Origin of the sequence: Streptomyces paludis, assembly GCF_003344965.1 — a bacterium.
Taxonomy (GTDB): domain Bacteria; phylum Actinomycetota; class Actinomycetes; order Streptomycetales; family Streptomycetaceae; genus Streptomyces; species Streptomyces paludis.
In genome coordinates this window covers 204,982-229,985 of sequence record NZ_CP031194.1, presented here as the reverse complement: position 1 = coordinate 229,985, position 25,004 = coordinate 204,982, and the positions used below count along the sequence as shown (strand labels likewise).

At 70.8% G+C, this 25,004-nt stretch carries 19 protein-coding genes; 5 read left to right on the top strand and 14 right to left on the bottom strand.

Annotated features, from left to right (window positions below; genetic code table 11):
• Positions 1-51: 51 nt before the first annotated feature.
• The 3 genes from DVK44_RS00980 to DVK44_RS00970 form a co-directional block, all read right to left on the bottom strand.
• Entirely contained in the window at positions 52-1,398 is a 1,347-nt protein-coding gene (locus DVK44_RS00980) for an ABC transporter substrate-binding protein (protein WP_114664810.1), read from the bottom strand.
• A gap of 88 nt (positions 1,399-1,486) precedes the next feature.
• Positions 1,487-2,434, bottom strand: coding sequence for a carbohydrate ABC transporter permease (locus DVK44_RS00975; RefSeq protein WP_114657770.1), 948 nt, complete (start codon positions 2,432-2,434; stop codon positions 1,487-1,489).
• A gap of 2 nt (positions 2,435-2,436) precedes the next feature.
• Positions 2,437-3,360 carry a carbohydrate ABC transporter permease gene (locus tag DVK44_RS00970; RefSeq protein WP_114657768.1) on the bottom strand — a complete coding sequence of 308 codons (924 nt, stop codon included), beginning with the start codon at positions 3,358-3,360 and terminating at the stop codon, positions 2,437-2,439.
• Positions 3,361-3,701: 341 nt separating this feature from the next.
• Here DVK44_RS00970 and DVK44_RS00965 point away from each other — a divergent pair, with 341 nt between their 5' ends.
• Positions 3,702-4,697 carry a LacI family DNA-binding transcriptional regulator gene (locus tag DVK44_RS00965; protein ID WP_114664809.1) on the top strand — a complete coding sequence of 332 codons (996 nt, stop codon included), beginning with the start codon at positions 3,702-3,704 and terminating at the stop codon, positions 4,695-4,697.
• Between the two features lie 43 nt (positions 4,698-4,740).
• Here the strand turns inward: DVK44_RS00965 and DVK44_RS00960 are convergent, their stop codons facing one another.
• The 3 genes from DVK44_RS00960 to DVK44_RS00950 form a co-directional block, all read right to left on the bottom strand.
• The gene (locus DVK44_RS00960) at positions 4,741-5,241 is read right to left on the bottom strand and encodes a levansucrase (RefSeq protein ID WP_114657766.1); all 501 of its coding nucleotides are present in this window, start codon (positions 5,239-5,241) and stop codon (positions 4,741-4,743) included.
• Positions 5,242-5,355: 114 nt separating this feature from the next.
• Positions 5,356-5,598, bottom strand: coding sequence for a helix-turn-helix domain-containing protein (locus tag DVK44_RS00955; RefSeq protein ID WP_114657764.1), 243 nt, complete (start codon positions 5,596-5,598; stop codon positions 5,356-5,358).
• Positions 5,598-6,215: a DUF2975 domain-containing protein gene (locus DVK44_RS00950; protein ID WP_114664808.1), complete on the bottom strand. Its 618-nt coding sequence runs from the start codon at positions 6,213-6,215 to the stop codon at positions 5,598-5,600. Before DVK44_RS00950 ends, DVK44_RS00955 begins: the two co-directional genes overlap by 1 nt.
• Positions 6,216-6,381: 166 nt before the next feature.
• On the opposite strand from DVK44_RS00950, the gene DVK44_RS00945 reads away from it, so the two are divergent.
• Positions 6,382-7,233: an SMP-30/gluconolactonase/LRE family protein gene (locus DVK44_RS00945; protein ID WP_114657762.1), complete on the top strand. Its 852-nt coding sequence runs from the start codon at positions 6,382-6,384 to the stop codon at positions 7,231-7,233.
• Between the two features lie 61 nt (positions 7,234-7,294).
• Here the strand turns inward: DVK44_RS00945 and pspAB are convergent, their stop codons facing one another.
• Positions 7,295-7,879: a PspA-associated protein PspAB gene (gene pspAB / locus DVK44_RS00940; RefSeq protein ID WP_114657760.1), complete on the bottom strand. Its 585-nt coding sequence runs from the start codon at positions 7,877-7,879 to the stop codon at positions 7,295-7,297.
• 68 nt (positions 7,880-7,947) lie between these two features.
• Positions 7,948-8,856: a zinc metalloprotease HtpX gene (gene htpX / locus DVK44_RS00935; protein ID WP_114657758.1), complete on the bottom strand. Its 909-nt coding sequence runs from the start codon at positions 8,854-8,856 to the stop codon at positions 7,948-7,950.
• A 282-nt stretch (positions 8,857-9,138) separates the two neighbouring features.
• Between htpX and DVK44_RS00930 the strand changes: the two genes are divergently transcribed.
• Complete coding sequence (locus DVK44_RS00930; protein ID WP_269439569.1) at positions 9,139-9,744, top strand: response regulator transcription factor; 606 nt, start codon at positions 9,139-9,141, stop codon at positions 9,742-9,744.
• A 66-nt stretch (positions 9,745-9,810) separates the two neighbouring features.
• On the opposite strand, the gene DVK44_RS00925 is transcribed toward DVK44_RS00930, so the two are convergent.
• From DVK44_RS00925 to DVK44_RS00900, 6 genes are all read right to left on the bottom strand, one after another.
• Entirely contained in the window at positions 9,811-11,622 is a 1,812-nt protein-coding gene (locus DVK44_RS00925) for an ATP-binding cassette domain-containing protein (protein ID WP_114657754.1), read from the bottom strand.
• Entirely contained in the window at positions 11,619-13,430 is a 1,812-nt protein-coding gene (locus tag DVK44_RS00920) for an ATP-binding cassette domain-containing protein (RefSeq protein ID WP_114657752.1), read from the bottom strand. The genes DVK44_RS00925 and DVK44_RS00920 overlap by 4 nt, the downstream gene beginning before the upstream one ends.
• 96 nt (positions 13,431-13,526) lie before the next feature.
• Positions 13,527-13,652 carry a SapB/AmfS family lanthipeptide gene (locus tag DVK44_RS00915; protein WP_114657750.1) on the bottom strand — a complete coding sequence of 42 codons (126 nt, stop codon included), beginning with the start codon at positions 13,650-13,652 and terminating at the stop codon, positions 13,527-13,529.
• Between the two features lie 35 nt (positions 13,653-13,687).
• A complete protein-coding gene (gene lanKC, locus DVK44_RS00910) occupies positions 13,688-16,294 on the bottom strand; it encodes a class III lanthionine synthetase LanKC (RefSeq protein WP_114657748.1) in 2,607 nt (868 codons plus the stop codon).
• A 238-nt stretch (positions 16,295-16,532) separates the two neighbouring features.
• Complete coding sequence (locus DVK44_RS00905; RefSeq protein ID WP_114657746.1) at positions 16,533-18,251, bottom strand: glycoside hydrolase family 6 protein; 1,719 nt, start codon at positions 18,249-18,251, stop codon at positions 16,533-16,535.
• On the bottom strand, positions 18,248-19,747 hold the full coding sequence (locus tag DVK44_RS00900; protein WP_114657744.1) for a cellulase family glycosylhydrolase: 1,500 nt from the start codon (positions 19,745-19,747) through the stop codon (positions 18,248-18,250). The genes DVK44_RS00905 and DVK44_RS00900 overlap by 4 nt, the downstream gene beginning before the upstream one ends.
• 257 nt (positions 19,748-20,004) lie before the next feature.
• Here DVK44_RS00900 and DVK44_RS00895 point away from each other — a divergent pair, with 257 nt between their 5' ends.
• Together DVK44_RS00895 and DVK44_RS00890 are read left to right on the top strand one after the other, a co-directional pair.
• A complete protein-coding gene (locus tag DVK44_RS00895; protein WP_114657742.1) occupies positions 20,005-22,962 on the top strand; it encodes a glycoside hydrolase family 48 protein in 2,958 nt (985 codons plus the stop codon).
• Between the two features lie 451 nt (positions 22,963-23,413).
• Positions 23,414-24,979, top strand: a complete 1,566-nt coding sequence (locus DVK44_RS00890; protein ID WP_114664807.1) for a M4 family metallopeptidase — start codon at positions 23,414-23,416, stop codon at positions 24,977-24,979.
• Positions 24,980-25,004 lie beyond the last annotated feature (25 nt).

The following is a 25,004-nucleotide window of genomic DNA, read 5'->3' as shown; positions in this document are numbered from 1 at the left end:
GGTGACGGGCGGCGCAGTCGCCGCCACCCGTCACCACCCGGCCGGCCGGCGTTACTTGACGGTGAAGCCCTGTTCCGTGCCGTAGGCGATGGACTGCTTCTGCCAGGCGGCGAATCCCTCGGTCAGCTTGGTGCCCGAGACATACGCCTTGCCGACGGTGTCGTTGAAGATGGAGTTGGCGTAGACCTGGAAGGGCAGGTACTGCCAGTCGGGTGCGACCTCGGACGCCGACTGCGCGAAGACCTTGTTGATCTCCTGACCGCCGAAGTAGTCGAACTTCGTGTCCAGGAACTCCTTGGACGTCATGTCGGCGGTGGTCGCCGGGTACGCGCCGTCCTTCACACGGGACTTGACGCCCGCGCCGGCGGCGGCGTACTCGGTGAACGCGTAGGCGAGCGCCTTGTTCTTGCTCGCGGCCGGGACGGCCAGCGAGCTGCCGCCGCTCTCCGCGCTGGACTTCTCGCCCGCCTTCCACTGCGGCAGCGGGGCCACCCGCCAGTCGCCGGCCGCGCCGGGCGCGCCCGTCTTGAGGTTGGTGGGCATCCAGGCGCCGGTGGCCAGGGTGGCGATCGTGCCGTCACCCAGTCCCTTGAACCACTCGTCGGTCCACGAGGTGACCGGCGACAGCAGCTTGCCGTCGATCAGCTTCTGCCAGGTCTTGGCGTACGTGGCGCTGCCCGCGTCGGTGAAGTCGATGCCGACGTTGGTGCCGTCGACCTTGTACGGGTGGCCGCCGGCCTGCCAGATCAGACTGGTGGCGAAGCCCGCCTCGCCGGTGTCGGCGGTGATGTACGCCTTCGGGTCGGCCTTGTGCAGCTTCTCGGCCGCCGTCACGTACTCGTCCCAGGTGGTCGGGACCGCGATCTTGTACTTGTCGAAGACCTTCTTGTTGTAGTACAGCGCCATCGGGCCCGAGTCGACCGGCAGACCGTAGACGGCCTTGCCGGAGGTGACCGCGTTCCACGGGCCGGGCGAGTAGGAGTCCGCGAGCTTGTCCGCGCCGTACTGGGAGAGGTCGGCGACGGACTTGGCCAGGGAGAACTGGCCCAGGGCGAAGTACTCGATCTGCGCGACGTCGGGGACACCCTTGCCCGCCGAGATCGCGTTCTGAAGGGCGGTGTACTCGTCCTTCGAGGTGCCCGCGTTGACGACCTTGACCTTCACCTTGGGGTGCGCGGCCTCGAAGTCCTTGGCGACCTTGGGAATGGTGGAGTCCCAGGTCCAGACCGTGAGGTTGCCGCCCTTTTCGAGGGCCGTCTTGACGTCGTCGGCGCTCCCCGACTCGGTGCCGCCGCCGTCGTCGGAGGAACCGCCGCAGGCCGTCAGGGTCAGGGCGAGGGCGACCACGGAGGCCAGACCGGCACCGCGCACGCCGCGCCGGCGCGTTGTGTTGTACATCAGAGTCATCTCACTTCGTTGTCAGAGAACTGCCGAACAGCTGGGAAAACAGGGGGGAATCACCCGGAGTGGACGGAGCGAGGGTGGCTCACTCCTTGACGCTTCCGGCGGCCAGGCCGGACTGCCAGTACCGCTGGAGCAGCAGGAACGCGGCGATCAGGGGCACGATGGTGAGCAGGGAGCCGGTGATCACCAGGTTGTAGATGGCTTCGCCACCGTTGGTCTGTGCCTGGGCGTTCCAGGAGTTGAGCCCCAGGGTGAGCGGGTACCAGTCCGGGTCCTTCAGCATGATCAGCGGCAGGAAGTAGTTGTTCCAGGTCGCGACCATGGTGAACAGCAGCACCGTCACAATGCCCGGGGCCAGCAGCGGCAGGCTCACCGTGAAGAAGGTACGGACCTCGCTGGCGCCGTCGATCCGGGCGGCCTCCAGCAGCTCGGTGGGGATCGCCTCGGCGGCGAAGACCCACATCAGATAGAGGCCGAACGGCGAGATCAGCGAAGGGATGATGACCGCCCAGGGGGTGTCGGTCAGTCCCATCTTGCTGAACATCAGGAAGGTGGGGACCGCCAGCGCCGTACCGGGGACGGCGACGGCGCCGATCACCACCGCGAAGATGCCGCGCTTGCCGGGGAACTGGAACTTGGCGAGCGCGTACCCGCCGAGCACCGCCAGGAACGTCGCGCCCCCGGCCCCCACCACCACGTAGAGCAGGGTGTTCAGCAGCCAGCGGACGAACACACCGTCGTTGTAGGTGAGGGTGTCCTTGATGTTGCTGAAGAACGCGAAGTCGCTGCCGAACCAGAGCCCGGAGGAGGAGAACAGACCGGTCTGGGTCTTGGTCGAGTTGATCACGAGCCAGACCAGTGGCACCAGCGCGTAGACCAGGATCAGACCGGTCAGCACGGTGAGGAGCACACTGCGGCGCGGGCTGTTGACACCGCCGCGTCGTTTGGGGCGGGGGGTGCGCAGCCCGGTGGTGGGGCGCGGCGCGCGGTCCTCGGCCGGGGTGGCGGTGGCCGGGGCGGGGGCTCCCATCGTCACGCTTCCTTTCGCATGCCGCGGAGCTGGACGGCATAGGCGATGATCATGGTGAAGATGCCCATGATGATCGCGACCGTGGCCGCGTAGTTGTGCTGCTGGCCGGAGAAGGCCAGCGAGTAGGTGTAGAAGTTCGGCGTGAAGTCCGTGGTGATCGTGTTGGGTGCCAGGTTCTTCAGGATGCTCGGCTCGTTGAAGAGCTGGAAGCTTCCGATGATCGAGAAGATCGTGGCGATGACCAGCGCGCCCCGGATCGCGGGGAGCTTGATGGCGCTGATGATGCGCCACTGCCCGGCGCCGTCGATCTCCGCCGCCTCGTACAGCGAGTGCGGGATGACCCGCAGCGCCGCGTAGAAGATCAGCATGTTGTAGCCGACGAACTCCCAGGTCACGATGTTGCCGATGGAGGCGAGCACCAGGCCGGAGGAGAGCGGGTCGGGCAGTGTGACACCGAAGGCGTCGTTGATGTTGCCGACCAGGCCGAAGCGGGTGCCGTACATGAAGCCCCACATCAGGGCGGCCACCACGGCGGGTACGGCGTAGGGGAGGAAGATCGCGATCCGGAAGAAGTTCTTGCCGTAGAGCCGGCCGCTGTCGATGGCCAGCGCGACCAGCAGCGCGATCCCGAGCATCACCGGCACCTGCACGGCCAGGAAGAGGGTCACCCGGCCCAGCGCGGACCAGAAGTTCGGGTCCTCCAGAGCACGCTGGTAGTTGTCGAACCCGACGAACGAGGTGCCGCCGACCAGCTGGGTCCGGAAGAGGCTCAGATAGATCGAGTAGCAGATCGGGGCCAGGAAGACCAGGGCGAAGACCGCCATGAACGGTCCGATGAAGCCCCAGCCGATCAGGGCCCGCCTGCGTCGGGGGCCCCGTGGCGGGGCGGGTCGTCCCGCTGTGGAAGGCGGTGACAATGCCGTCATGACTTTGTTCCTCGCTGGTCGTCCTCGGGCACCCGGCACCCGGCCGCCGGATGGAAAGCGCGTAAACAGGCCATCGCCGGAGGCTACCCCGGGGCGAAATGTTTACGTAAACATCTGGTGATGGGATGCTTACATTGGCCTGGGTGGGCCGTCAAGATTCACGGTGGGGTCAGTTTTGAGCCGAAGGGCTCACCGACGACTGGATGGTGGGAGCACGGGTGGACAAGATCGTGGAGGGCTCTGGGGCGGCCGGACCGTCACACACGGCGGATCCGGCCGGGGCGGCGCGGACGCCCGCCGAGACGCCCGCGCCCGCGTCGCGCCGCCGTCGCGGTGTGTCCATGGCGGATGTCGCCCGCCGGGCCGGGGTCTCCTCGCAGACCGTCTCCCGGGTCTCCAACGGTCACCCGGGAGTGGTGGAGGCGACCCGGCGGCAGGTGCTCGCCGCGATGAAGGAGCTGGACTACCGGCCCAACAGCGCGGCCCGCGCGCTCAAGCGCGGCGAGTTCCGGACCATCGGCATCATCCTGTTCACCCTCTCGACCACCGGCAACGTCCGCACACTGGAGGCCATCGCGGCCTCCGCGGCGCAACAGGGATACGCGATCACACTGCTCCCGGTGGCGGTCCCGACACAGGACCAAGTACGCGGCGCCTTCACGCGGTTGGGCGAGCTGGCCGTCGACGCCATCATCGTGATCATGGAGGTCCATCTGCTGGACTCGGCCACCGTGGCACTGCCGCCGAACGTCGGTGTGGTGGTGGTCGACTCCAACGCCGGCGACCGCTACAGCGTGGTCGACACCGACCAGGCGGGCGGCGCCCGCGAGGCGGTCCGCCATCTGCTGGACCTCGGGCACCGGACCGTCTGGCATCTCGCGGGCCCCGAGTCCTCGTACGCGGCGCAGCACCGCGCCGACGCCTGGCGCGCCACCCTGGACGGGGCCGGCCGCGAGATCCCGCCGCTGCTGCGCGGCGACTGGTCGGCCGAGTCGGGCTACCGCGCCGGGCAGCGGCTCGCCCGGGAGCCCGGCTGCACGGCGGTCTTCGCCGCGAACGACCAGATGGCGCTCGGCCTGCTGCGCGCACTGCACGAATCGGGCCGAGCGGTCCCGGAACAGGTCAGTGTGGTCGGCTTCGACGACATCCCCGACGCCAACTCGTATCTGCCCCCGCTCACCACCGTCCACCAGGACTTCGCCGAGGTGGGACGGCGGTGTGTCGAGGGCGCCCTGCGGCAGATCCGGGAACACACCGAGGAGCACGGCACCACACTCGTCCCCACCCGGCTGGTGGTACGGGAGAGCACGGCGCCGCCACCCGCCCCGGCCGCGTGAGCGGGACCGGAAGCCGCTGCCCGGCGGGGTGGGCAGCGGCTCCTCAGGCGCGCCACTCCAGGTAGGCGTCGCCCTTCTTGACCAGGTGGGACGAGTAGATCCCGCCGATCATCGGGTGGCCCCGGAAGAACGCGATCTCCCCCCTGGCCGAGTCCACCACGACGGGCCGGGCGATACAGGCGAACTCGTTGCGCTGCTTCTCCCGGGCCCATGCGAGCGCCGCCGGATCGACCCGCTCGCTGACCAGGACCGGGAGGACCGCCACCCCGGTCTGGAGCCCGACGGGCAGACCGCCCTTGTTCTTCCTGGCGTACTGGAGCGACTGGTTCGTGAAGGTGGCGATGGTCTGGAAGTCGATGTGCGGGACCGCCGCCGCGATGGTGAACAGATGCAGCCGGGTGGCCATCCAGCGGAGCCGGAAGTCCGCGCGCCGCCCGACCAGCACGGGGGCGCCTCCCCAGTTGTCCTGGCGCGGAGCGCACCCGTCGGCCGCCAGCCGGCTTTCCAGTCCGGCGAGATAAGCGTGTGTCGTGTCGTGGATCATGCGGGGATTCTCCACCGATCGGAGGGGCAGGTAAAGATTGTGCCGGTCCGCGGCCGGGCCGCCCCCCGGCGCCCGGCCGCGAACCGGCGGCCCTTGTTGTTTCCGCCGCCCCGGCTACTGACCGGGCTGCGGCTCCGACGGCTCACAGCTCAGCAGATCGCCCGGACCGCACTGGAGCGCCTGGCAGATCGCGGTCAGTGTGGAGAACCGGATCGCCTTGGCCCGCCCGTTCTTGAGGATCGACAGATTGACGACGGTGACACCGACCCGTCCGGCCAGCTCGGTCAGCGTCATACCGCGCTCCGCCAGCAGCCGGTCCAGATGCACCGCGACCCGGTGCTCGTCCTCCGGCGGCATCAGACCAGCCCCTCGGTGTCGGCGCGCAGCCGGGCGCCGCGCCGGAAGACCTCGGAGAGCGCCGCGATCAGCAGCCCGAGGAGGATCGGCGCCGCGCTGAACGTGCCCTCGGCGACCACGTGCTGGTCGGCGACCGTGCCTCCGACGAGCTGCGCGGTGGTGATCATGTCGAGCACCGGGCCGGTGACCCCCATCGCCAGGACCGCCCCCGCGATGCCCGCCACCCGCCGCGCGTTGGCCGGCACGAACGGGTCGCCGGTCCGCACGGTACGGACCGTGCAGAACAGCAGATACGCGATGACGAGCAGCATCACCCCGGTGAACAGCTCGGGCAGCACGAGCAGGGTGCGCTGGGCCAGATCCGGCTGGGCGAAGGACAGTTCCGCCTGGTGGGTGCCGGTGAGTGTCATCCCGTCGGCGCCGCCGGTGTCCTGGGCGGTGGTGGCGGACCGGAGCCCGACGATCCGGGAGGAGGCCCCGCCGTCCAGCACACCGAACACACCGAGGAGCGGGATTATCACACTGAACACGGCCACCAGGGCCGCCCCCAGGCCGAGCAGCCACTCCAGTGCCCGGCCGTCTGTCCGGTCCCAACCGGCGTTCCGGAGAGGTGTCATGAGTCGGTTTTCGCGCAGGACGCGCATGGGTGCCCCCGTTATCGGCATATCGACGTTCGTTGTTATCGCTTATCGATAGTAACGATTATCGATGGGTTCCTGTCAAGCGGCCCGGTGTGCTTAGCATGCGGTCGATCATCACGCGGACACGGCGAGAGGGACGGGTATGCGCGCGGAGGACTGGACCGGGGTCGTCACCTACCACGGTGAGGGGCCCGGCTGGGATCCCCACATCGGCCGGCTGCGGGCCGTCGACATGCTGGCCGGGGACATCCTGACCTTCGACGGCGCCGGGGTGCCCGAGCGGCTCCATGTGGGCGAGGTCGCCGCGGCCTGGCGGCCCCGCGTGTCCGGCGGGCTCGTGGCGGCCGTCGAGCGCGGTTTCGCGCTGATCGCCCCGGACGGCACGGTGAGCACCGGCGCCGAGCTGTGGAGCGACCAGTCGGTCCGGATGAACGAGGGCGGCTGCGACCCGGCCGGCAACTTCTACTGCGGGTCGATGGCCTACGACATCCGCCCCGGCGCCGGCACCGTCTACCGCCTCACCCCCGGCGGCGACATCTCCGTCGCCCACACCGGCGTGACCATCTCCAACGGCCTCGCCTGGGCACCGGACGGCACCTTCGCCTACTACGTCGACACCCCCACCCACTCCATCGCCCGGGTGACCGTCGACCCCGGGACCGGCCGGTTCGCGACGCCCGAACCCTGGGTCACCATCGATCCGGCCGACGGCGCCCCCGACGGCATCACGCTCGACGCCGAGGGCGGGGTCTGGGTCGCGCTCTGGGGCGGCTCGGCGGTCCGCCGCTACGCCGCCGACGGCGCCCTGGACGCGGTGGTCGAGGTCGACGCCCGCCAGGTCAGCGCCTGCGCGTTCGGCGGCGACGACTACCGGCGGCTGTTCATCACCACCTCGCGCCAGGACCTCCCCGACGGCGAGGACCCGGCGGCGGGCGCGGTCTTCACCGTGGAGCCGGGGATCGGCGGAGTCGCCCCGCTGCCGTACGCGGGGTAGCGCGGAAGACGACGGCGGGCGGCGGCGGGTTCAACCGGACCCGGTCCGGAGCGCCCGCCGCTCACAGCCCCGGCGCGCCCCAGACCGGGAACCAGCGCGCGAGATCCGGCTCGATCCGCAGATCGTCCCCGAGCACCGCCCTGACCTGCAGCTCCCGCTGGCTGTCGCGCTTCTCCGTACCGTCGGGCAGCGGGGCGAACGGATAGAAACTGCCCCGCTTGTAGAGATAGACGAGCGCGAGCGGGCGCTGCTCCGCGTCCCGGAAACCGACCAGCGAACAGAGGAGCTGCGGCCCGAAACCGCCGTCCTGGAGCAGGGTGTTGACCGCGTGTACGTCGTTGACGAGGGCGGCGAGGTCGTCGGGCGCCCGCTGGGCGAGCAGCCAGGTGTAGCCGTACCCGTCCTGGCTGAACGTGACGGGCGGTCCGGACCGTCCGGTGTCCGCGTCGAGCAGCTCCCGTACCTCCTGCCGGATCCGCGCGAACCCGCCGCCCTCCACGCCCGCGAAGCAGACGGACCCCAGACCGGTGGGGGTGTATCCGGCGCCGGCCTGGAGGGTGAGGGCCGCGGACGGCAGGGCGAACAGCTGGTCGAGGTTGGGGCGGACGGGCTTGCTGCGGCCGAGGATGGTGTCGAGAAGGCCCACAGGGCCGGCTCCTCACAGTGAGAGGGGGAACAGGGGCGCGGGACGCGGGAGCGCCGGGACGTACGGCGTTACGGGCGGGCCAGGTCGGCGGAGATCCGGGCGAGCTGGTCCAGCCGCTGTTCCAGTGTCGGGTGCGACGAGAACAGCCTGCTCAGGCTCTCCTTCGAGGAGAAGGCCGGGACGAAGAAGAACGCGTTGTACGGCTCCGCCTTGCGCAGATCCTCCGTCGGGATCCGCGACATCTGGCCGCTCACCTTCGTCAGGGCCGACGCGAGTGCCGAGGGACGGCCGGTCAGCAGCGCGGCGGCTCGGTCGGCGGACAGCTCGCGGTAGCGCGAGAGCAGCCGGGTCAGCAGAAAGCCGATCACATAGACGACCGAGCTGACCAGCGGTATCAGCATGAGCGCGATACCCGCCGGGCCCGCGTTCCGGCTGTTGCGGGCCAGCCCGCTGTACAGCGCGACCCGGGTGATCAGACCCGCCAGCACCCCCAGGAACGAGGCGATGGTCATGACGGCGACATCGCGGTGGGCCACATGGGACATCTCGTGCGCGAGCACGCCCTCCAGCTCCTCCGGCTCCAGCCGGCGCAGCAGCCCGGTGGTGGCGCAGACGAGTGAGCTGCGCTCGCTCCGGCCGGTCGCGAACGCGTTGGGGATGTCGCTCTGGGCGATGGCCACCCGGGGCTTGGGCATGTCGGCCAGCGCGCAGATCCGGTCCACGGCGCCGTGCAGCTCGGGCGCCTCCTCCGGAGTGACCTCCCGCGCGCCCATACTGAACGCCGCGATCTTGTCGCTGAACCAGAACTGCGCGATGAACAGACCGCCCGCGACGATCAGGATGATCGGCCAGGCGTGGTTCAGCACCGCCAGCAGCACCCCGACCAGGACCACGTAGAGCAGACCGATCAGGAACATGGTGGTGACCATGCGCGTGGTCAGACCGCGGTCCGGCGTGTAGCGGTTCCGTGTCGTCATCTTCGGCCTCCTGTGGCTCTCTCTGCTGCTATTTTCCTCTTTTTCCCACGAAACGGCGTAAACGGAAGATATGGATCAAGCGGGGGAGGGCGTCGGACGCTCCGCCGCCAGGGGCGCACGGTGGCGCACTGCTGTACGCGGGGGCTCGCGCGGCGCCGGAAAGTGCCTCCCGTGCTACCGGTGTCATGTTCCTCACCGTATTCGCCGGGCATTGAGGGCGGCACGCCGTAGGTAAATGACCACTATGGCCGGTGGCCGGATGTGGCGAAAAGGAGATACGGCGTGATCCGAGTTCTCGTGGTGCACAAAATGGGTCTGTTCCGCTCGGCGCTCGTGGCGTTACTGCGGCCCGAGGAGACGCTCGATGTGTCGGCCGCCGCGGGGCGTACGGCATTTCGCGGGGCGTACGGTGTTCCCCCGCATGTTTATGTGGCGGACATCGACTGTATTGACTCACCCGGGTACGCGGGACCGGCCGGACTCACCCCCGGTGACCTGGGCTACGAGCCGGCGTTGCTGGTCCTGGCCGGTGCCCGGAAACCGGGAGCCCTGCGCAGGGCTTTTGACGCGGGGGCGCTCGGATACGTCAGCAAGGACGGTGAGCCGGGGAGATTGGTGGAAGGTATCCACAAAGTCGCCCGGGGGGAGAGATTCGTCGATGAGGCACTGGCATTCGATTTCCTTGAGGCCGCGGATATGCCCCTGACACCCCGGGAACTCAGTGTTCTCGCCCACGCCGCGGAGGGCGCTCCGATCGAGGAAATCGCACGTTCGCTCCATCTTTCGAACGGCACGATACGGAACTATCTCGCCGCCGCGATACGGAAGGTCGGCGGGCGCAACCGGCTGGACGCGATACGCATATCGCAGGGCGCGGGCTGGCTCTGACCGCCGCCCTCCGGGGCCCCTCCTCACCCCCCGGCCGCACCCCGCGGCCCCGCCCCACCCGCCGCGTCAGACGCTCTGCCAGTGCCCCACCAGATCCCGGTAGAGCGCGGACCGGCCGAGCAGCTCGTCGTGCGTCCCGTACGCCGGGCTGGTCCCGTCCAGTACGAGGACCCGGCCGGCCCGGCGCGCGGACGACAGCCGGTGCGCGACGACGATCAGGGTGCCCGGGCGCTCGGCGAGGGCCAGCTCCGCGCGCGCCTCCGCGACCGGATCCAGATGGCAGGTCGCCTCGTCCAGGATCAGCAGCGGGGCGGGGGAGACATACGCGCGGCACAGCGCCAGCGACTGGCGCTCCCCCTGGGAGAGCGTGCCGGGCTCGACCCGGGCCTCCAGTCCCCCGAGCCGGCCGATCAGGGCGTCGATGCCGAGCGCGTCGACGGCCCGGACGAGGTCGGGGGCGGACGTGTCCGGCGCGAGGTGCAGCAGATTCTCCCGGACCGTCCCCGTGAACACGTACGCCTGCTGCGGGATCAGCACGCGCAGCGCCGCCAGATCCCGCGCGCCCCGCCCCGCGACAGGCTCCCCGGCGAGGAGCACGGATCCCCGGTCGGGCGCGAGCAGCCCGGCGACCACCCCCGTGAGCGTCGACTTGCCGATCCCGCTCGGCCCCACCACCGCCATGTGCTCGCCCCGCCCGACGGCCAGGTCGAGCCGCTCCAGCACGGGCGGCGCGCCGGGTCCGTACGCCAGTGTGACGGAGCGCAGCTCCACGGCGGGAGGCACGGCGCGCGGCGACGGTGTGTGCGGCGTGCGCGGTGTGCGCGGCTCCGGCTGTACGGGTACGGACGCCTCCCGCACGGCGGGTTCCGGTACGGCCGGTTCCGACGCGCCCGGTTCCGGCGCGGCCGGTTCCTCGAACCCGAAGCGCTCCAGCACCACGAGCAGCCGCGTCCCGGCCGCGCCGAGCGCGGTCATCAGTGTGTGCAGGGCGGGCAGCAGCGCCTGGACCAGATACGCCAGCGCCCCCATCAGCGCCCCGGCCGTGACCCCCCGGTCCAGCAGCCACGGCGCGGCGGCCAGCAGCAGGAACACCGGCAGCTGACCGGCCACGCCCAGCGCCAGGGTGCGGACGGCCGCCCATCGCGCCAGCACGCGCGAGGTCCGCGCCGCCGCGTCGATCAGCTCGCGTGTACGGGCGGCGGCCTCCGCCCCCGTACCGCACGCCGTGATGTCGCGCAGCCCGGCGCCGAGGGCGGCGACCCGGTCGGTGAGGGCCTCGTCGGCGTCCAGGAACGCGCGCTGCGCGGCGGCCATCGGCGCCAGGGTCCCCAGGAACATCGCCAGCCCCAGCAGCAACGGCGGTACGACCACGACCAGCAGCTCCGGCGCCAGCGCCAGCAGCCCGGTCAGCGCGCCCGCCGCCGTGAAGAAGAAGGAACGGGCCGTGAGCACCAGTCCGGCGAAGCTGTCCCGGACGATCTCCGTCTGGTGCGTGAGCCGAGACACCGCGCGCCCGTCAGCGCGGTCCCGGCCGCCGCCGTCCCGGCCCGCCAGCGCCCCGGCCATCGCCCGGTCCACCGCCCGCCGTACCAGCGCGTCCCGCAACGGCTCGACCAGTTCGGCGAGTTGGGCGAAGACCCCGCGCATCAGCGGCCCGCCCAGCAGGATCGCCCCGGCCGCCACCGCCAGCCACCCCAGCCCCGCCCGGGTGTCCCCGGCCAGAAAACCCCGGTCCAGCGCCCGCGCCAGACAGTAGCCGCCGAGGAACGTCTGCGCGGCCTCCAGCAGCGACCAGCCGCCGAGCCGGAGCAGCGCGCCCTTCCGCCGCCCGAGAAACCTCCGCGCGGCGGGCCACACCCCCGCTCCCACGCCCTTCACCGCCCCTTCTCCGTGGGCTCGTTGGGCTCGGAGTGCTCCCCGGGCGGCGCGAAGACCGCGCGGTACGCGGGGACGCGCCACAGCTCCGGGTGCGGACCGACCGCCCGGATCCGGCCCTCCTCCAGCCACACCACCAGATCGGCCCGGGCCGCCGAGGAGAGCCGGTGCGCGACGACCAGCCGGGTGCCGGGCGTGATGTCGCGCGCCAGGGCCCGTTCCACCTGGCGTTCGGTGACGGTGTCGAGGCTGGAGGTCGCGTCGTCGAGGATCAGCAGCCGGCCGGCGTGCGCGAAGGCACGGGCGAGGCCCAGGCGCTGGAGTTCACCGCCGGACAGCGGGGCCTCGGCGGGCGGGGTGTCGTACCCCCGGGGGAGCAGCCGGACGAACGCGTCGGCGCTCGCCGCGCGGGCCGCCGACCGTACCCGGGCCGCCGACGCCGGCTCGGCCCCGGCGGCGAGCGCCGCGCCGATCGTGTCGCCGAACAGCACCGGCCGCTCGAACGCGTACCCGACCTCGCGGCGCAGCTCCCCGCGCGCCAGCGACGCCAGCGGTACGCCGTCCAGCAGGACACGGCCCTCGTCCGGGTCGGTCAGCCGTCCCGCGACGGCGGCCAGCGTCGACTTCCCCGCGCCCGAACGGCCCACCACCGCCACCGACACACCCCCGGGCACGCTCAGATCCACCCCGTCGAGCAGGGTCCGGCCGTCCCGTACGACCCGTACCCCCCGCAGATCGAGCGCGCCGGGCCCGGCCTCCGGGAGCCGTCCGGTGCCGTACGCCAGGGGCGGCAGCGCCGCGAGCGCGGCCGTCCTGCGGGCGGCCGACCGGCTGCGTACGAGCGAGCCCAGCAGCCCGGCGCCCGCGCCCACACCGGCCGCCAGCGCCGCGTAGCGGGAGGCGGCCAGCAGATCGCCCACGCTGATCCGGCCCGCCGCGAGCGCCACCCCGCCGACGGCGAGCACACCGGTCGTCAGCAGGGGCAGCAGCACCCCGCCACGGGCCACGGCCCGGCCGTGCACCCGCCACATCCGCCGTCCCTGCACGGCGAGTTCGGGCAGCGGGGCGAGGATACGGTCGCGCTCGCGCTCCGCCGTACCGGCCGCCGCGACCGTACGCGCGCCGTCCAGCACCTCCACCAGCCGGGACGCGAGGTCCGCCTGCACCCGCTGATAGCGCGCCGCGCTGTCGGAGGTGTCCCGGGCGAACGCGCGCAGCACCAGCAGCAGCACCGGGATCCCGGCGAGGAACGCCACGGCCGTCCAGAAATCGATGAGGAAGAGCGCGATCACCGCGCCCGCCGGCGCGAGCAGGGAGGCGGCCAGCGCCGCCGCGCTCACCGGCGCCGTACCGGCCTCCGTCGCGTTCGCGGAGAGCCGGGTCGCCAGCTCACCGGGGGGCAGCCGCGCACCGTGCTCCGGCGCCGCGCCGAGCAGCCCGGCCAGGCCACGCCCGCGCAGCCAGGCCGTGGATCTGGCGCTGGTCACCCCGCTCAACAGGGCCTCCAGCGCGTCGAGAAGCACCACCGCCACGATCAGCGCACCGCACACCAGCAGCCAGCAGCGGGCCGAGCCGCTGCCACCGTCGAAGCCACTGCCGCTGCTGCCACTGCCGCCGCCGCTGTCGAGCAGCAGGTCCAGGGCCCGGCCGAGTGCGGCGGGCACTGCGAGGGCGGCGCCCGCCGACGCGGCCGAGCAGCAGAGGACGGCGGCGGTCCGGCCCGCGCTGTGGCGGACGGCGCCGCGCAGCAGGCCATGTCCGGTCGGGGCGGCGGCGCGTGAGCCAGGGGCTCCACGACGAGGGAACTTCATCGGGGAGGGGCCTCCTGCGGACCGGAAAAAAAGGGGGGAGGACGGGGTGAGGCCCCGGGCGGCGGACCGCCCGGGGCCTCGGTCGCCGGGGCGACGTCAGCAGGTGAGGAGGCTCAGCGCGCTGCCGAAGCAGAGCAGCAGGCTCGCGTAGCTCGCGGTGGCCGTCTCACCGATGGCCTCCTCCTGCGGGATCTCCATCGACTGCAGGTCGAGAAGGTTCATGGTTCTTCCTTTCCTTCATGGGGACGGTGTGCTGGTTACGGCTCCTGGCTGGAGCCGGTCTGGGGCCGCCGGAGCGGCGGGAGGAACGGCAGGTGTGCCGTCGAGGCGGGCGCGGCGGCGGCCAGGGCCAGCAGCACACCGGCGGTGCCGGTGGACAGGTCCATGGACAGCCGCATCATCTGCTCGCCGGGGAAGGCCAGTTGGCCCCGGTACGTCATGGCGTGCCAGCCGAGGGTGGTGATCTGCCGCCGTACGCCCTCGGCACCGGTGCCCGGACCCGTCGCCGTGGTGCGGCTGAGGTGGAGCACCATGCCGGCGGCGCCCCGGAAGAGCCCCGGCTGCGCGTAGAAGTGGGACTGCGCGGCCCGTACGATGCCGGCGCGCGCCCGCTCGAAGCCGTCGTCGGACCGGTGGGCGAGATAGTCGTCGAGCACCATCCCGATCCCCACACTGCCCCCGCCGGCGTACGGCATGGTGCGCCAGCCCTCGTCGACCTGGAGGGAGCCGCCGATCCCGGGCTTGCAGCGGGCCAGATCACGGCGCAGGGCGTCGGCCGCGAGGTCGAGCAGGGCGGCCTCGCCGGTGCGTTCGTACAGCCGGACGAGGAGCAGCGCGACGCCCGAGGCGCCGTGCAGCAGGCCCGCGCGGGGCAGTCCGCCGGCCACGGCCGCGGCGGCCAGTTCGGCGCAGCGCACCGCCGCCGCGTGCAGCACGGGGTCTCCGGTGTCCGCCGCCAGCGCGCAGAGCGCGAGGCCGAGCCCGGCGGCTCCGCTGTGCAGATCGGGCGGGAGGGACTCCCAGGGCTGATCCAGGATCAGATCGACTGTTTCCAGGGCGGGTTGGGGGTGACCCAGCCGGTTCAGGGTCCAGGCGATGCCCGCGAGGCCGTCGTAGAAGCCCAGCGGGGTGCCGGAGGCGGGCGTCTTCACCCGCTGGAGCAGCCACTCCTCGGCCGGGACACAGCGCTCGGCGCCGCTCTCGGCGAGCGCGTACAGCACCCCGGCCGTTCCGTAGCCGAAGGACATGCCTCCGCCGGGTGTGGCGAACTGGGCGATATCGCCGGGGAAGAATCGATCCTCCCGGTCGGGTGAGGCGGCGGCGAGGATCGCCCGCACCATGGAGTCCCGGGCCTGCGGCCAGTCGGCGGGCCCGACCGGCAGATAGCCGCTCCCGGTGTCGCTCTCGGAGCCGGTGTTGACGTCGGCGTCGGTGCCTGTGTCGCGGAGGATCTCGGCCACCGCCGCGTCCAGGAACGCCCGGTCGACCGGGAAGCGCTCGGCCACCATCTCCGCCAGATGCCGGGCCTTCGCCCGGTCGACGATGAAGAGGCTGGTCAGCGGCAGGAAGAGCGCGATGCGCAGACACGCCAGGGCATAGCGGTCGACATCGAAGCCGCGCCGGTCGGCCGGGGCGACGAAGGCCGGATTCGCCACGGTCTGGCGGCTGTTGTCGTCGACATGGGCCGCCGCCTCGAAGTCGAGGAGCACCACCGACGACTCGTCCTCGGAGACCATGATGTTGAACAGATGCAGATCGTTGAAGACCACACCCCGCGCGTGGACGGCCTCGACGGCCTCCTCCACCAGCCGGTGGATCCGCAGGGCCCACGCGGTGTACTCGGCGAGCCGCGCCGGGTCCGGATCGGTGTCGATCAGCGGATGCCTGCGGGCGAAGAACGAGTTGAGGGGCTTGCCCTCGATGAACTCCAGCACCAGGAAACGGTGGCCGCCGAGGGTGAGGCTGTCCCGTACCGAAGGGGTGTACGGGAGCCCCGACAGCCTTTCCAGCGCCCGCTGTTCACGCGCCAGCCGGGTCACGGCGTCGGCCCCGTCGGCGGCCAGGCCCGCGTGCGGTCTGGCCTCCTTCAGCACCACCTTCTCGCCGGTCCCGTGGTGCCTGCCGACATACACACCGCCGCCGTTGGAGAAGTGCAGCGCCCGCTCGACGGTGTACGGCAGCCCGGTGACGGTCGTCGCGTCCCGCGCGTCGAGGTGGGGCTGGAGAAAGCCCGGCGGTGTGACCCAGGCGGGGATACGGAAGACCGGTCCGCGCCGGTCCGGGACGAGCCGGCCCGCGGCGTCCTCGACGGCCGGGCGCAGTGTGCCCTCGGCGTCGTAACAGCTCCGCTCGGTGAAGCCGCCGTACCGCAGATGGACCGGGCCCTCGCCCCAGCGCAGATCGCTCAGGATGTACGGTCCGGGCTCGCCGGCCAGCAGGACGGACAGCTCCTCGGCGACGGCACCGCACCGCTCGTCGTCGGCCGGGTAGACGGTGATGAACTTCCCGCTGGCGGCGCGGTCCGCGTACTTGGCGTTACGGGTGTGGAGCAGATACCGGCTCGGCACGAACTTGAAGGCGATGCCCCTCGGGACGCAGTAGTCCATGACCCGTTCGAGGACCGACTCGGCGTTGTCCAGACAGGCGGCGACATGGATCTTCCAGCCCTGCGCGGGGAGTTGGGCGTCGACGGGACGCCAGGCCAGCCAGTCCCCGGAGCGGTGGCGCTGCCAGCCCTCCGGCGCCGACCGGTGGGCGGCCTCGTACAGGGCTCCGTGTCCCGCGTCACCGGTGGACGGCAGCCGGTGCGGCGCGTCGTAGAAGTGCCGGTCCGCGTCGCAGAATACGGCGTATCCCTTGTTCACTCGGTCCCCCTCGGCTGTTGACAGGGCCAACGTTTTCATTCGGACGAGTGGTGGGACAGTCGCCGATGTCACCTCCCCGGCGTGGACTACGCACAAGTAACCGGGGTGTCCCGCGAGCCCGGAACGCACGGAACCGGCGGGCCCAGGGGGCCCGCCGGTCCGGCGTGGATCTCACGGTGTTCTCACGGCGCCGCGGTGGTGCGGTGTGACAGCGGTGCGGTGTTACGGCATGACGGCGTTACAGCGCCGGGTAGGCGTTCGCCATCAGCTGCCGGAACTGGGCCGAGAACCAGGCACCCGAGATCGGGGCACCCCCCAGCGCCCCCGACATGTGGTTGTTGTTGCGCGGGTTGCCGGTGTAGGTCGGGTCGCACATCCGGTCGAAGCCCTTGCCCTGGTCGTTCGGGATCAGCGAGCTGGAGCCGTCGGACTCGCCCGGGGGCTTCATCCAGACGTACGCGTCGATGCCCGCCGCCGGGGCGCTCCTCGGCCGCTCGCCGAGTCCGGCACCGGACTGGTTGCACCAGTTGCCCAGGTGGATCCGGCGGTCGTAGCGTCCGCCGTCCACATAGGTGTCCACCGTGGTGGTCGCGCCGGGTCCGGCGGGCCGGGCCGAACCGCCCCAGCCGTTGCGCGAGGTGTCGATCAGCATGCCGATGTCCGAGTTGAAGCCGACGCTGATCAGTTCCTGGCGGAACGCCTGGGCGAACGACTGCTCGTCGACGTACCGGTTCCAGTCCACCCACGCGGACTCACGGACCGACTTGCCGGCCACCGAGTCGTTGATGGTGAAGTTGTTCTCCTTCGTCGCACCGTAGTTGGCGGTGTTGACGATGAAGCCGGCGACGTTGTTGACGCTGCCCGACGCGGTCGCGGCCTGCCGGAAGATCTGCGCGGACGCGTTGAAGTTGTCGTCCCAGCCGATCCAGCCGTGGTGTCCCGCGTCCACGTAGTTGTAGACGTTGGGGATGGCGCCGAGCTTGTTCAGGGCGTAGCCGACGCCCGTGATGTAGTTGCCGTTCGCCTTCATCACGTCGCACTGCGGGGTGGCGGTGACCCGCGGCGAGACATTCGTGACCAGGTTGGGCAGCGAGTCGATCTCGACGGTCGTCACGATGCGCAGGCTCGCGTACTTGGTGTCGGCGAGGATCGCGGCGATCGGGTCGATGTACTCGGTCCGGTAGCGGCCGATCTCCGTCGGGCCCAGCTCCCCGTTGGAGGCGAGCGCGGCGCAGTCACGGCCCGGCAGGTTGTAGATCACGAGCTGGACGACCAGCGGGTTCCCCGCGGCCTGGACCAGCGCCGTGTCGAGGTGCGCGCGCAGCCCCCGGGCTCCGGTGGTGCCCGTGATGGCCGCGATCCGGTCCATCCACACGCCGGTGGGCTGGTTGGAGATCCTGCTGCCGCCCGGCTCCGCCGCCGCCTTCGCGGACCAGTCGGGGTTCACGTACACCCCGGCGCCCACATAGGGGTTGTCGACCCGGTTGCCGGTGGGCGGGTTGGTGCCGCCACCCCCGCCGCCGGGCACATTGCAGGTCACACCGTTGAGCTTGAACGTGGTGGGAATCGCGTTGGTCCCGGTGACATTGCCGTTGAAGCCGAAGTTGGCCGTGCCACCGGTGGCCAGGGAGCCGTTCCAGGCGGCGTTGGTGGCGGAGACCGCCGTACCGCTCTGGGTGATCGTGGCGCTCCAGCCCTGGGTGATCTGCTGGTTGCCGGCGAAGCTCCACTCCAGCTTCCAGCTGCTGATCGCGTCACCGGTGTTGGTCACCGTGACATCGGCGCCGAAGCCACCGGACCAGGAACTCTGGATCTTGTAGTCGACGTTGCAGCCCGGCGCCGCGGCGCTGGCGGTCCCGCTGATCCCGGTCGCGGCGCCGGCCGCCGCGGCGACCAGGGCGAACGCGGCCAGGGCCGCCGTCCGGGCCCGGCGCGGAGGAGAGGTGGTGCGGCTCATGAGATTCCCTTCAGATGGTCACGGAGTCCCACGCCGAAGTTGGTCGGCGTGCCGGAGTAGTCGCTGATCAGAGAGGGGCCCGAGGAACAGTCCCATGTGTTCCAGGTCCACCCGAGGTACGAGGCGCCCCGGCCGTCCAGCCAGGACATGACGCGGTCGATATAGGAGTGCCCGCAGGTGTTCTCACCGATCTCGCCCGCCACCAGGGGCACTTGCGCGATGACCGGGGCGAGCTGTTCGTTCCAGCAGCTCTCGTTGGAACAGGTGTTGAAGTTGTACGTGTGCCACGCGGCGGCGAGATTGCCCGCCGGGTCGGTCGGCCGGTACTGGAGCCACTGGCGCATGTCGTTCCCGTACGCCAGCCCCGGCACCAGGACCAGGTTCTGGGCGCCGGTGGCCCGTACCGCGTTCACCAGGGACTGCATGCCGGCCACCGGGAAGTCGATCCCCGGGCAGTTGCCCCCGTCGCGCCAGCAGGTCCAGGCGGCGGTGAGATTGCTGGTCGCCCGGTCCGGGAACGGCTCGTTGAACAGATCGAACACCACCGCCGGATCGCCCTTGAACGTGTTGGCGACCGAGGTCCAGAACGCCGGTGTGTACTGCGCGTTGGGCATCGGCTTCTGGCAGGTCGCGTACGGACTGCCCGGGCAGTGGCTGTCCCCGCCCGTGTAGGTGCCGTTGGTCCAGTGCAGTTCGACCACCGGAGTGATGTTGTGTGCTTTGAGCCTCGCCACGAAAGCCTTGACCGCGGCGATGTAGTTCGCCCCCGAGTACGCCGGGTTGACATGGGACAGGCCGAGCCAGCACTCCTCGTTGAGGGGTACCCGCACGGTGTTCACCTTCCAGTCGGCGATGGCCTTCACGGACGCGTCGTCGACGGGGCCGTCGAAGAATCCGTGACCCTGGATGCACATGAACTCGCCGCCGGAGCGGTTGACTCCGAGCATGCGGCGGGTGGCGCCGTTCTGGTCGACCAGCTTGTTGCCGGAGACCCGGAGCGTCGGGGGCACGCCGGCCGGGTCGGTCGGCGGGCCCGTCGGTGGGGTGGTCGGCGGGTCGGTGGGGGTGCCGGGCCCGCCCGGTACGTCGCAGGTGGCGCCGTTCAGCTTGAAGACGGTCGGGGCGGGGTTGGACCCCGACCAGGTGGCGGTGAAGCCGGCGCCGAGTGAGCCGCCGGTGGGGATCGCGCCGTTCCATGTCTCGTTGACGACGGTCACCGTCCGGCCCGACTGTGACCACTTGCCGTTCCATCCCTGGGTCACCTGCTGGCTTCCCGGGAAGTCGAAGGTGAGGGTCCAGTTCTGGACCGGCGCTCCGTTGTTGGTCAGCGTGACGCCGCCCTGAAAGCCGTTGTTCCACTGACTGGTGGTGCTGTACTCGACCGTGCAGGTGGCGGCCGCGGTTCCCGACGCGACCGCCTGCGGAATCAGGGCGGTACCCGCCACGGCCAGGGCCGCGGCGGCCAGCAGCGCGACTGTGCGCGGTGGTGCTCGCATGGAGCGACTCCTCGGGGCCGATACGCCGCCTGACGCGGCGTATGACTGATGGAAGCGCTCCCACTGGTTGTGTTCGACGGTAGCGCCGAAGTGGCGTGAGTCAACAGCCCCGTTGAATACTTTTATTGCCGAACTCGGCTGGACGTGCGTCTTGTTCAAAGTCTTGACAGGTGCACTGGACCGCTCAACGCTTGGGAGCGCTCCCACTGGTTCGATCCCCACCCCCACCCGCACCGGACCGCGAGGAGGACCCCTCCATGCTCGGTTTACGTGGCTCCCCACCTGGCTCGCCCGCCCCCTTCCGCACGCCCCGCCGACCCCGTGGAGCCCGACGGCTGCTCACCGCCCTGGCGGCCGCCCTCTCCCTCCCGCTCGGTCTCACCGCGGTCAACAGCACTCCCGCGCAGGCCGCCGCCGTCCAGTGCGGCGTCGACTACAAGACCAACGACTGGGGATCCGGCTTCACCGCCGACCTGACGATCACCAATCGTGGTACGGACCCCATCGACGGCTGGACGCTGACGTACGCCTATGCCGGCAACCAGACGCTCACCAACGGCTGGAACGGCACCTGGACCCAGTCCGGCCGGAACGTCACGGTCCAGAACGCCGCGCACAACGGCCGGATCGCCCCCGGCGCCGCCGCCACCACCGGCGCCAACTTCAACTACAGCGGCGCCAACGCCGCGCCCACGGTCTTCGCCGTCAACGGTGTGACCTGCACCGGCGCGCATCAGCCGCCCATCGCCGTACTGACCAGCCCGGCCCCCGGCGCGGTGTTCACCGCGGGCGGCACCATCCCGCTGGCGGCCACGGCCGCCGCCGCCGACGGCGCGGGCATCACCAAGGTCGAGTTCTACCGCGACACGGTGCTCCTGGGCACCGACACCACCTCGCCGTACACCTTCGACTACACGAACGTCCCCGTGGGTGACCACTCCTTGTACGCCAAGGCGTACGATGGCCAGGGTGCCTCCGCCGAGTCGACCCCGGTCGGCGTACGGGTCGTCGCGGGCCCCTCGCTGGTCGCCACCCCCACCCAACTGGGCGTGCAGCAGGGGAAGACGGGCACCTTCACGGTGAAGCTCTCCAGCCAGCCGACGGCCAGTGTGAATGTCACCGTCGCCCGCACCGCGGGCAACACCGGCCTCAGTGTCACCGGTGGCGCGAGCCTCACCTTCACCACCGCCAACTGGAACACCGCGCAGACGGTGACCATCACCGCCGCGGCCACCGGCACCGGCGCCGCCACCTTCACCGCCACCGCGCCGGGGCAGGCCAAGGCCGATGTCACCGTCACCCAGCTGGCCGCCGCGGGCACCTATGACGCGCGGTTCCTGGAGCTGTACGGCAAGATCACCGACCCGGCCGCCGGTTACTTCTCGCCGGACGGCGTCCCGTACCACTCGGTCGAGACCCTTATCGTCGAGGCGCCCGACCACGGCCACGAGACGACCTCGGAGGCGTACAGCTATCTGATCTGGCTCCAGGCCATGTACGGCAAGGTGACCGGCGACTGGACCAAGTTCAACGGCGCCTGGGACATCATGGAGAAGTACATGATCCCCACCCACGCCGACCAGCCGACCAACAGCTTCTACAACGCCTCGAAGCCGGCCACCTACGCGCCCGAGTGGGACCAGCCCTCCCAGTACCCCTCGCAGCTCAACAGCAACGTCCCGGTCGGCAACGACCCGATCGCCGCCGAGCTGAAGAGCGCCTACGGCACCGACGACATCTACGGCATGCACTGGATCCAGGACGTCGACAACGTCTACGGCTTCGGCAACTCGCCCGGCAAGTGCGAGGCGGGCCCGGCCGACAAGGGCCCGTCCTACATCAACACCTTCCAGCGCGGTCCGCAGGAGAGCGTCTGGGAGACCGTGACCCAGCCGACCTGTGACGCCTTCAAGTACGGCGGCACGAACGGCTATCTGGACCTGTTCACCAAGGACGCGTCCTACGCCAAGCAGTGGAAGTTCACCAACGCCCCCGACGCCGACGCCCGTGTGGTGCAGGCCGCCTACTGGGCCTCCGAGTGGGCCAAGGAACAGGGCAAGGGCAGCCAGATCGCGGCCAATGTCGCCAAGGCCGCCAAGATGGGCGACTACCTCCGCTATGCCATGTACGACAAGTACTTCAAGAGGATCGGCAACTGTGTGGGGGAGACCGCCTGCCCCGCCGGCAGCGGCAAGAACAGCTCCCACTACCTCCTCTCCTGGTACTACGCCTGGGGCGGCGCCACCGACACCTCGGCCGGCTGGGCCTGGCGTATCGGCTCCAGCCACGCCCACGGCGGCTACCAGAACCCGATGGCGGCCTGGGCACTCAGCTCGTACGCCGATCTCAAGCCCAAGTCGGCCACCGGCCAGCAGGACTGGACCACCAGTCTCAAGCGCCAGGTGGAGTTCTACCGCTGGCTCCAGTCGTCCGAGGGCGGTATCGCGGGCGGCGCCACCAACAGCTGGCAGGGCCGGCACGCCCAGCCCCCGGCGGGCACCCCGACGTTCTACGGCATGTACTACGACGAGGCCCCCGTCTACCACGACCCGCCGTCCAACCAGTGGTTCGGCTTCCAGGCGTGGTCCATGGAGCGCGTCGCGGAGTACTACCACCAGACCGGTGACAGCGCGGCCAAGACCGTGCTGGACAAGTGGGTGAGCTGGGCGCTGTCCAAGACCACCATCAACCCGGACGGTACGTACCGGATCCCCTCGACCCTCCAGTGGTCCGGCCGGCCCGACACCTGGAACGCGACGACGCCGGGCGCCAACACCGGACTGCATGTCACCGTCGCCGACTACACGAACGACGTCGGCGTGGCCGCCGCGTACGCCAAGACCCTCTCCTACTACGCGGCGAAGTCCGGCAACACCGCTGCCAGGACCACGGCCAAGGCGCTGCTCGACGGCATGTGGGACCACCACCGGGACGCCCTGGGCATCGCGGTCCCCGAGACCCGGTCCGACTACAGCCGCTTCAACGAGCCGGTGTACGTGCCGAGCGGCTGGACCGGCGTCATGCCGAACGGTGACGCGGTCAACTCGGCCTCCACCTTCGCGTCCATCCGCTCCTTCTACAAGAACGACCCGGCCTGGTCCAAGGTCGAGGCGTATCTGAGGGGCGGCGCCGCGCCGACCTTCACCTACCACCGCTTCTGGGCACAGGCGGACATCGCGCTCGCGCTCGGCTCGTACGCGGATCTCTTCGAGTAGCGCGGCGGCGAGGAACCGCGCCCCTTGACGCGGAGGGTCCCGGCTGTCGCCCGCCGGGGCCCTCCGTCTCCATGTCCGGCCGTTTCGAGGACCCCGCACGTACTCCTCAAGTACCCCTGCTTTACGTCTGTTTGATGTATTTTCACCACCTGGAATTGACAAGGCACGGTCAAATTCTCGTTTCGTATCTGTCCGAACGAGTCGATTCGATGCCACTCTCTGGACGGCTCACCGCGCGTAGACCGGGCGGCGGGCCGCTCCGTGGTATCCGCACATTCATGTCCCAACGGGCGGCGGCCTCACCCTCAGGCCACCGCTTCCCCACACAGGGCCGCCCATCGAACGGCCCGGCACTCTTGGAGACTGAGTGAGACTCGTAGCTTCCACCCCCCGCAGCACCACCCGCCGCAGGACCACCCTGCGCGTCTCGGCGCTCGTCGCGTCGGCCGCCATGGTCGTCGTCGGCGTGCAGTCGGGCACCGCCACCGCCCAGCCCGACGAGGCCGCGACGGCCCGCGCGATCGGCGCCACCGCGCTGGAACTGACGCCCGCCCAGCGGGTGACGGCCCTCAAGGAGGCCCAGGCGGACGCCCCCGGCCAGGCCGCGTCCCTCGGCCTCGGCGCCCAGGAGAAGCTGGTCGTCCGGGACGTCATCGAGGACGTCGACGGCACGGTCCACACCCGGTACGAGCGGACGTACGCCGGACTCCCCGTCCTCGGCGGCGACCTCGTCGTCCACGCCGCCCCCAACGGCAAGGACACCGTCACCAAGGCCGTCGCGGCCCGGATATCCGTGCCCACGACCACGCCCGAGCTGGCCCCGAAGGCCGCGAGGACGACCGCGCTCAAGGCCGCCGCCGCCGAGCAGACCACCGAGGCCGCCGCCGAGGACGCGCCCCGCAAGGTGATCTGGGCCGCCGACGGCAAGCCCGTCCTCGCCTACGAGACCGTAGTCGAGGGCTTCCAGCCCGACGGCACGCCGAGCGAGCTGCATGTCGTCACCGACGCGGCCACCGGTGCGGAACTCTTCCGGGACGAGGCCATCGAGACCGGCACCGGCACCGGCAAGTACAACGGCACGGTCACCATCGGCACGACCCTGAGCGGCAGCACGTACAGCCTGACCGACGGCACCCGCGGCAGTCACAAGACCTACGACCTCAACCAGGGCACCTCCGGCACCGGCACCCTCTTCACCAACTCCAGCGACGTGTGGTCGGGCGGCCGGCTGACCGCCGGTGTCGACGTCCACTACGGCGCCGGCAAGACCTGGGACTTCTACAAGAACGTCCTCGGCCGCAACGGCATCAAGAACAACGGTGTCGCCTCCTACTCCCGCGCCCACTACGGCAACAACTACGTCAACGCGTTCTGGAGCGACAGCTGCTTCTGCATGACGTACGGCGACGGCGCGAGCAACAGCCGCCCGCTGACCTCGATCGACGTGGCCGCCCACGAGATGACCCACGGGGTCACCGCCGCCACCGCCAACCTCACCTACAGCGGTGAGTCCGGCGGTCTCAACGAGGCCACCTCGGACATCCTCGCCACCGCCGTCGAGTTCTACGCCGCCAACTCCGCCGCGCCGGGCAACTACCTGATCGGCGAGCAGATCAACATCAACGGCAACGGCACGCCGCTGCGCTACCAGGACAAGCCCAGCAAGGACGGCGCGTCCCGCGACTACTGGTCCTCCACGCTCGGCAGCGTGGACGTCCACTACTCGTCCGGCCCCGCCAACCACTTCTTCTACCTGCTCGCCGAGGGCAGCGGCGCCAAGACCATCAACGGCGTCAGCTACAACAGCCCGACGTACGACGGCTCCACGCTCGCCGGCATCGGCCGGGACAAGGCCGTCGCGATCTGGTACAAGGCCCTCACCACGTACATGACGTCCACCACCAAGTACGCCGGGGCGCGCACCGCGACCCTGAGCGCGGCGGGCGCCCTGTACGGCACGACCAGCGCCGAGTACAAGGCGGTCGCGGCCACCTGGACCGCGGTCAACGTCAGCTGACACCGGGCCCGGGCCCGCGCGTCCC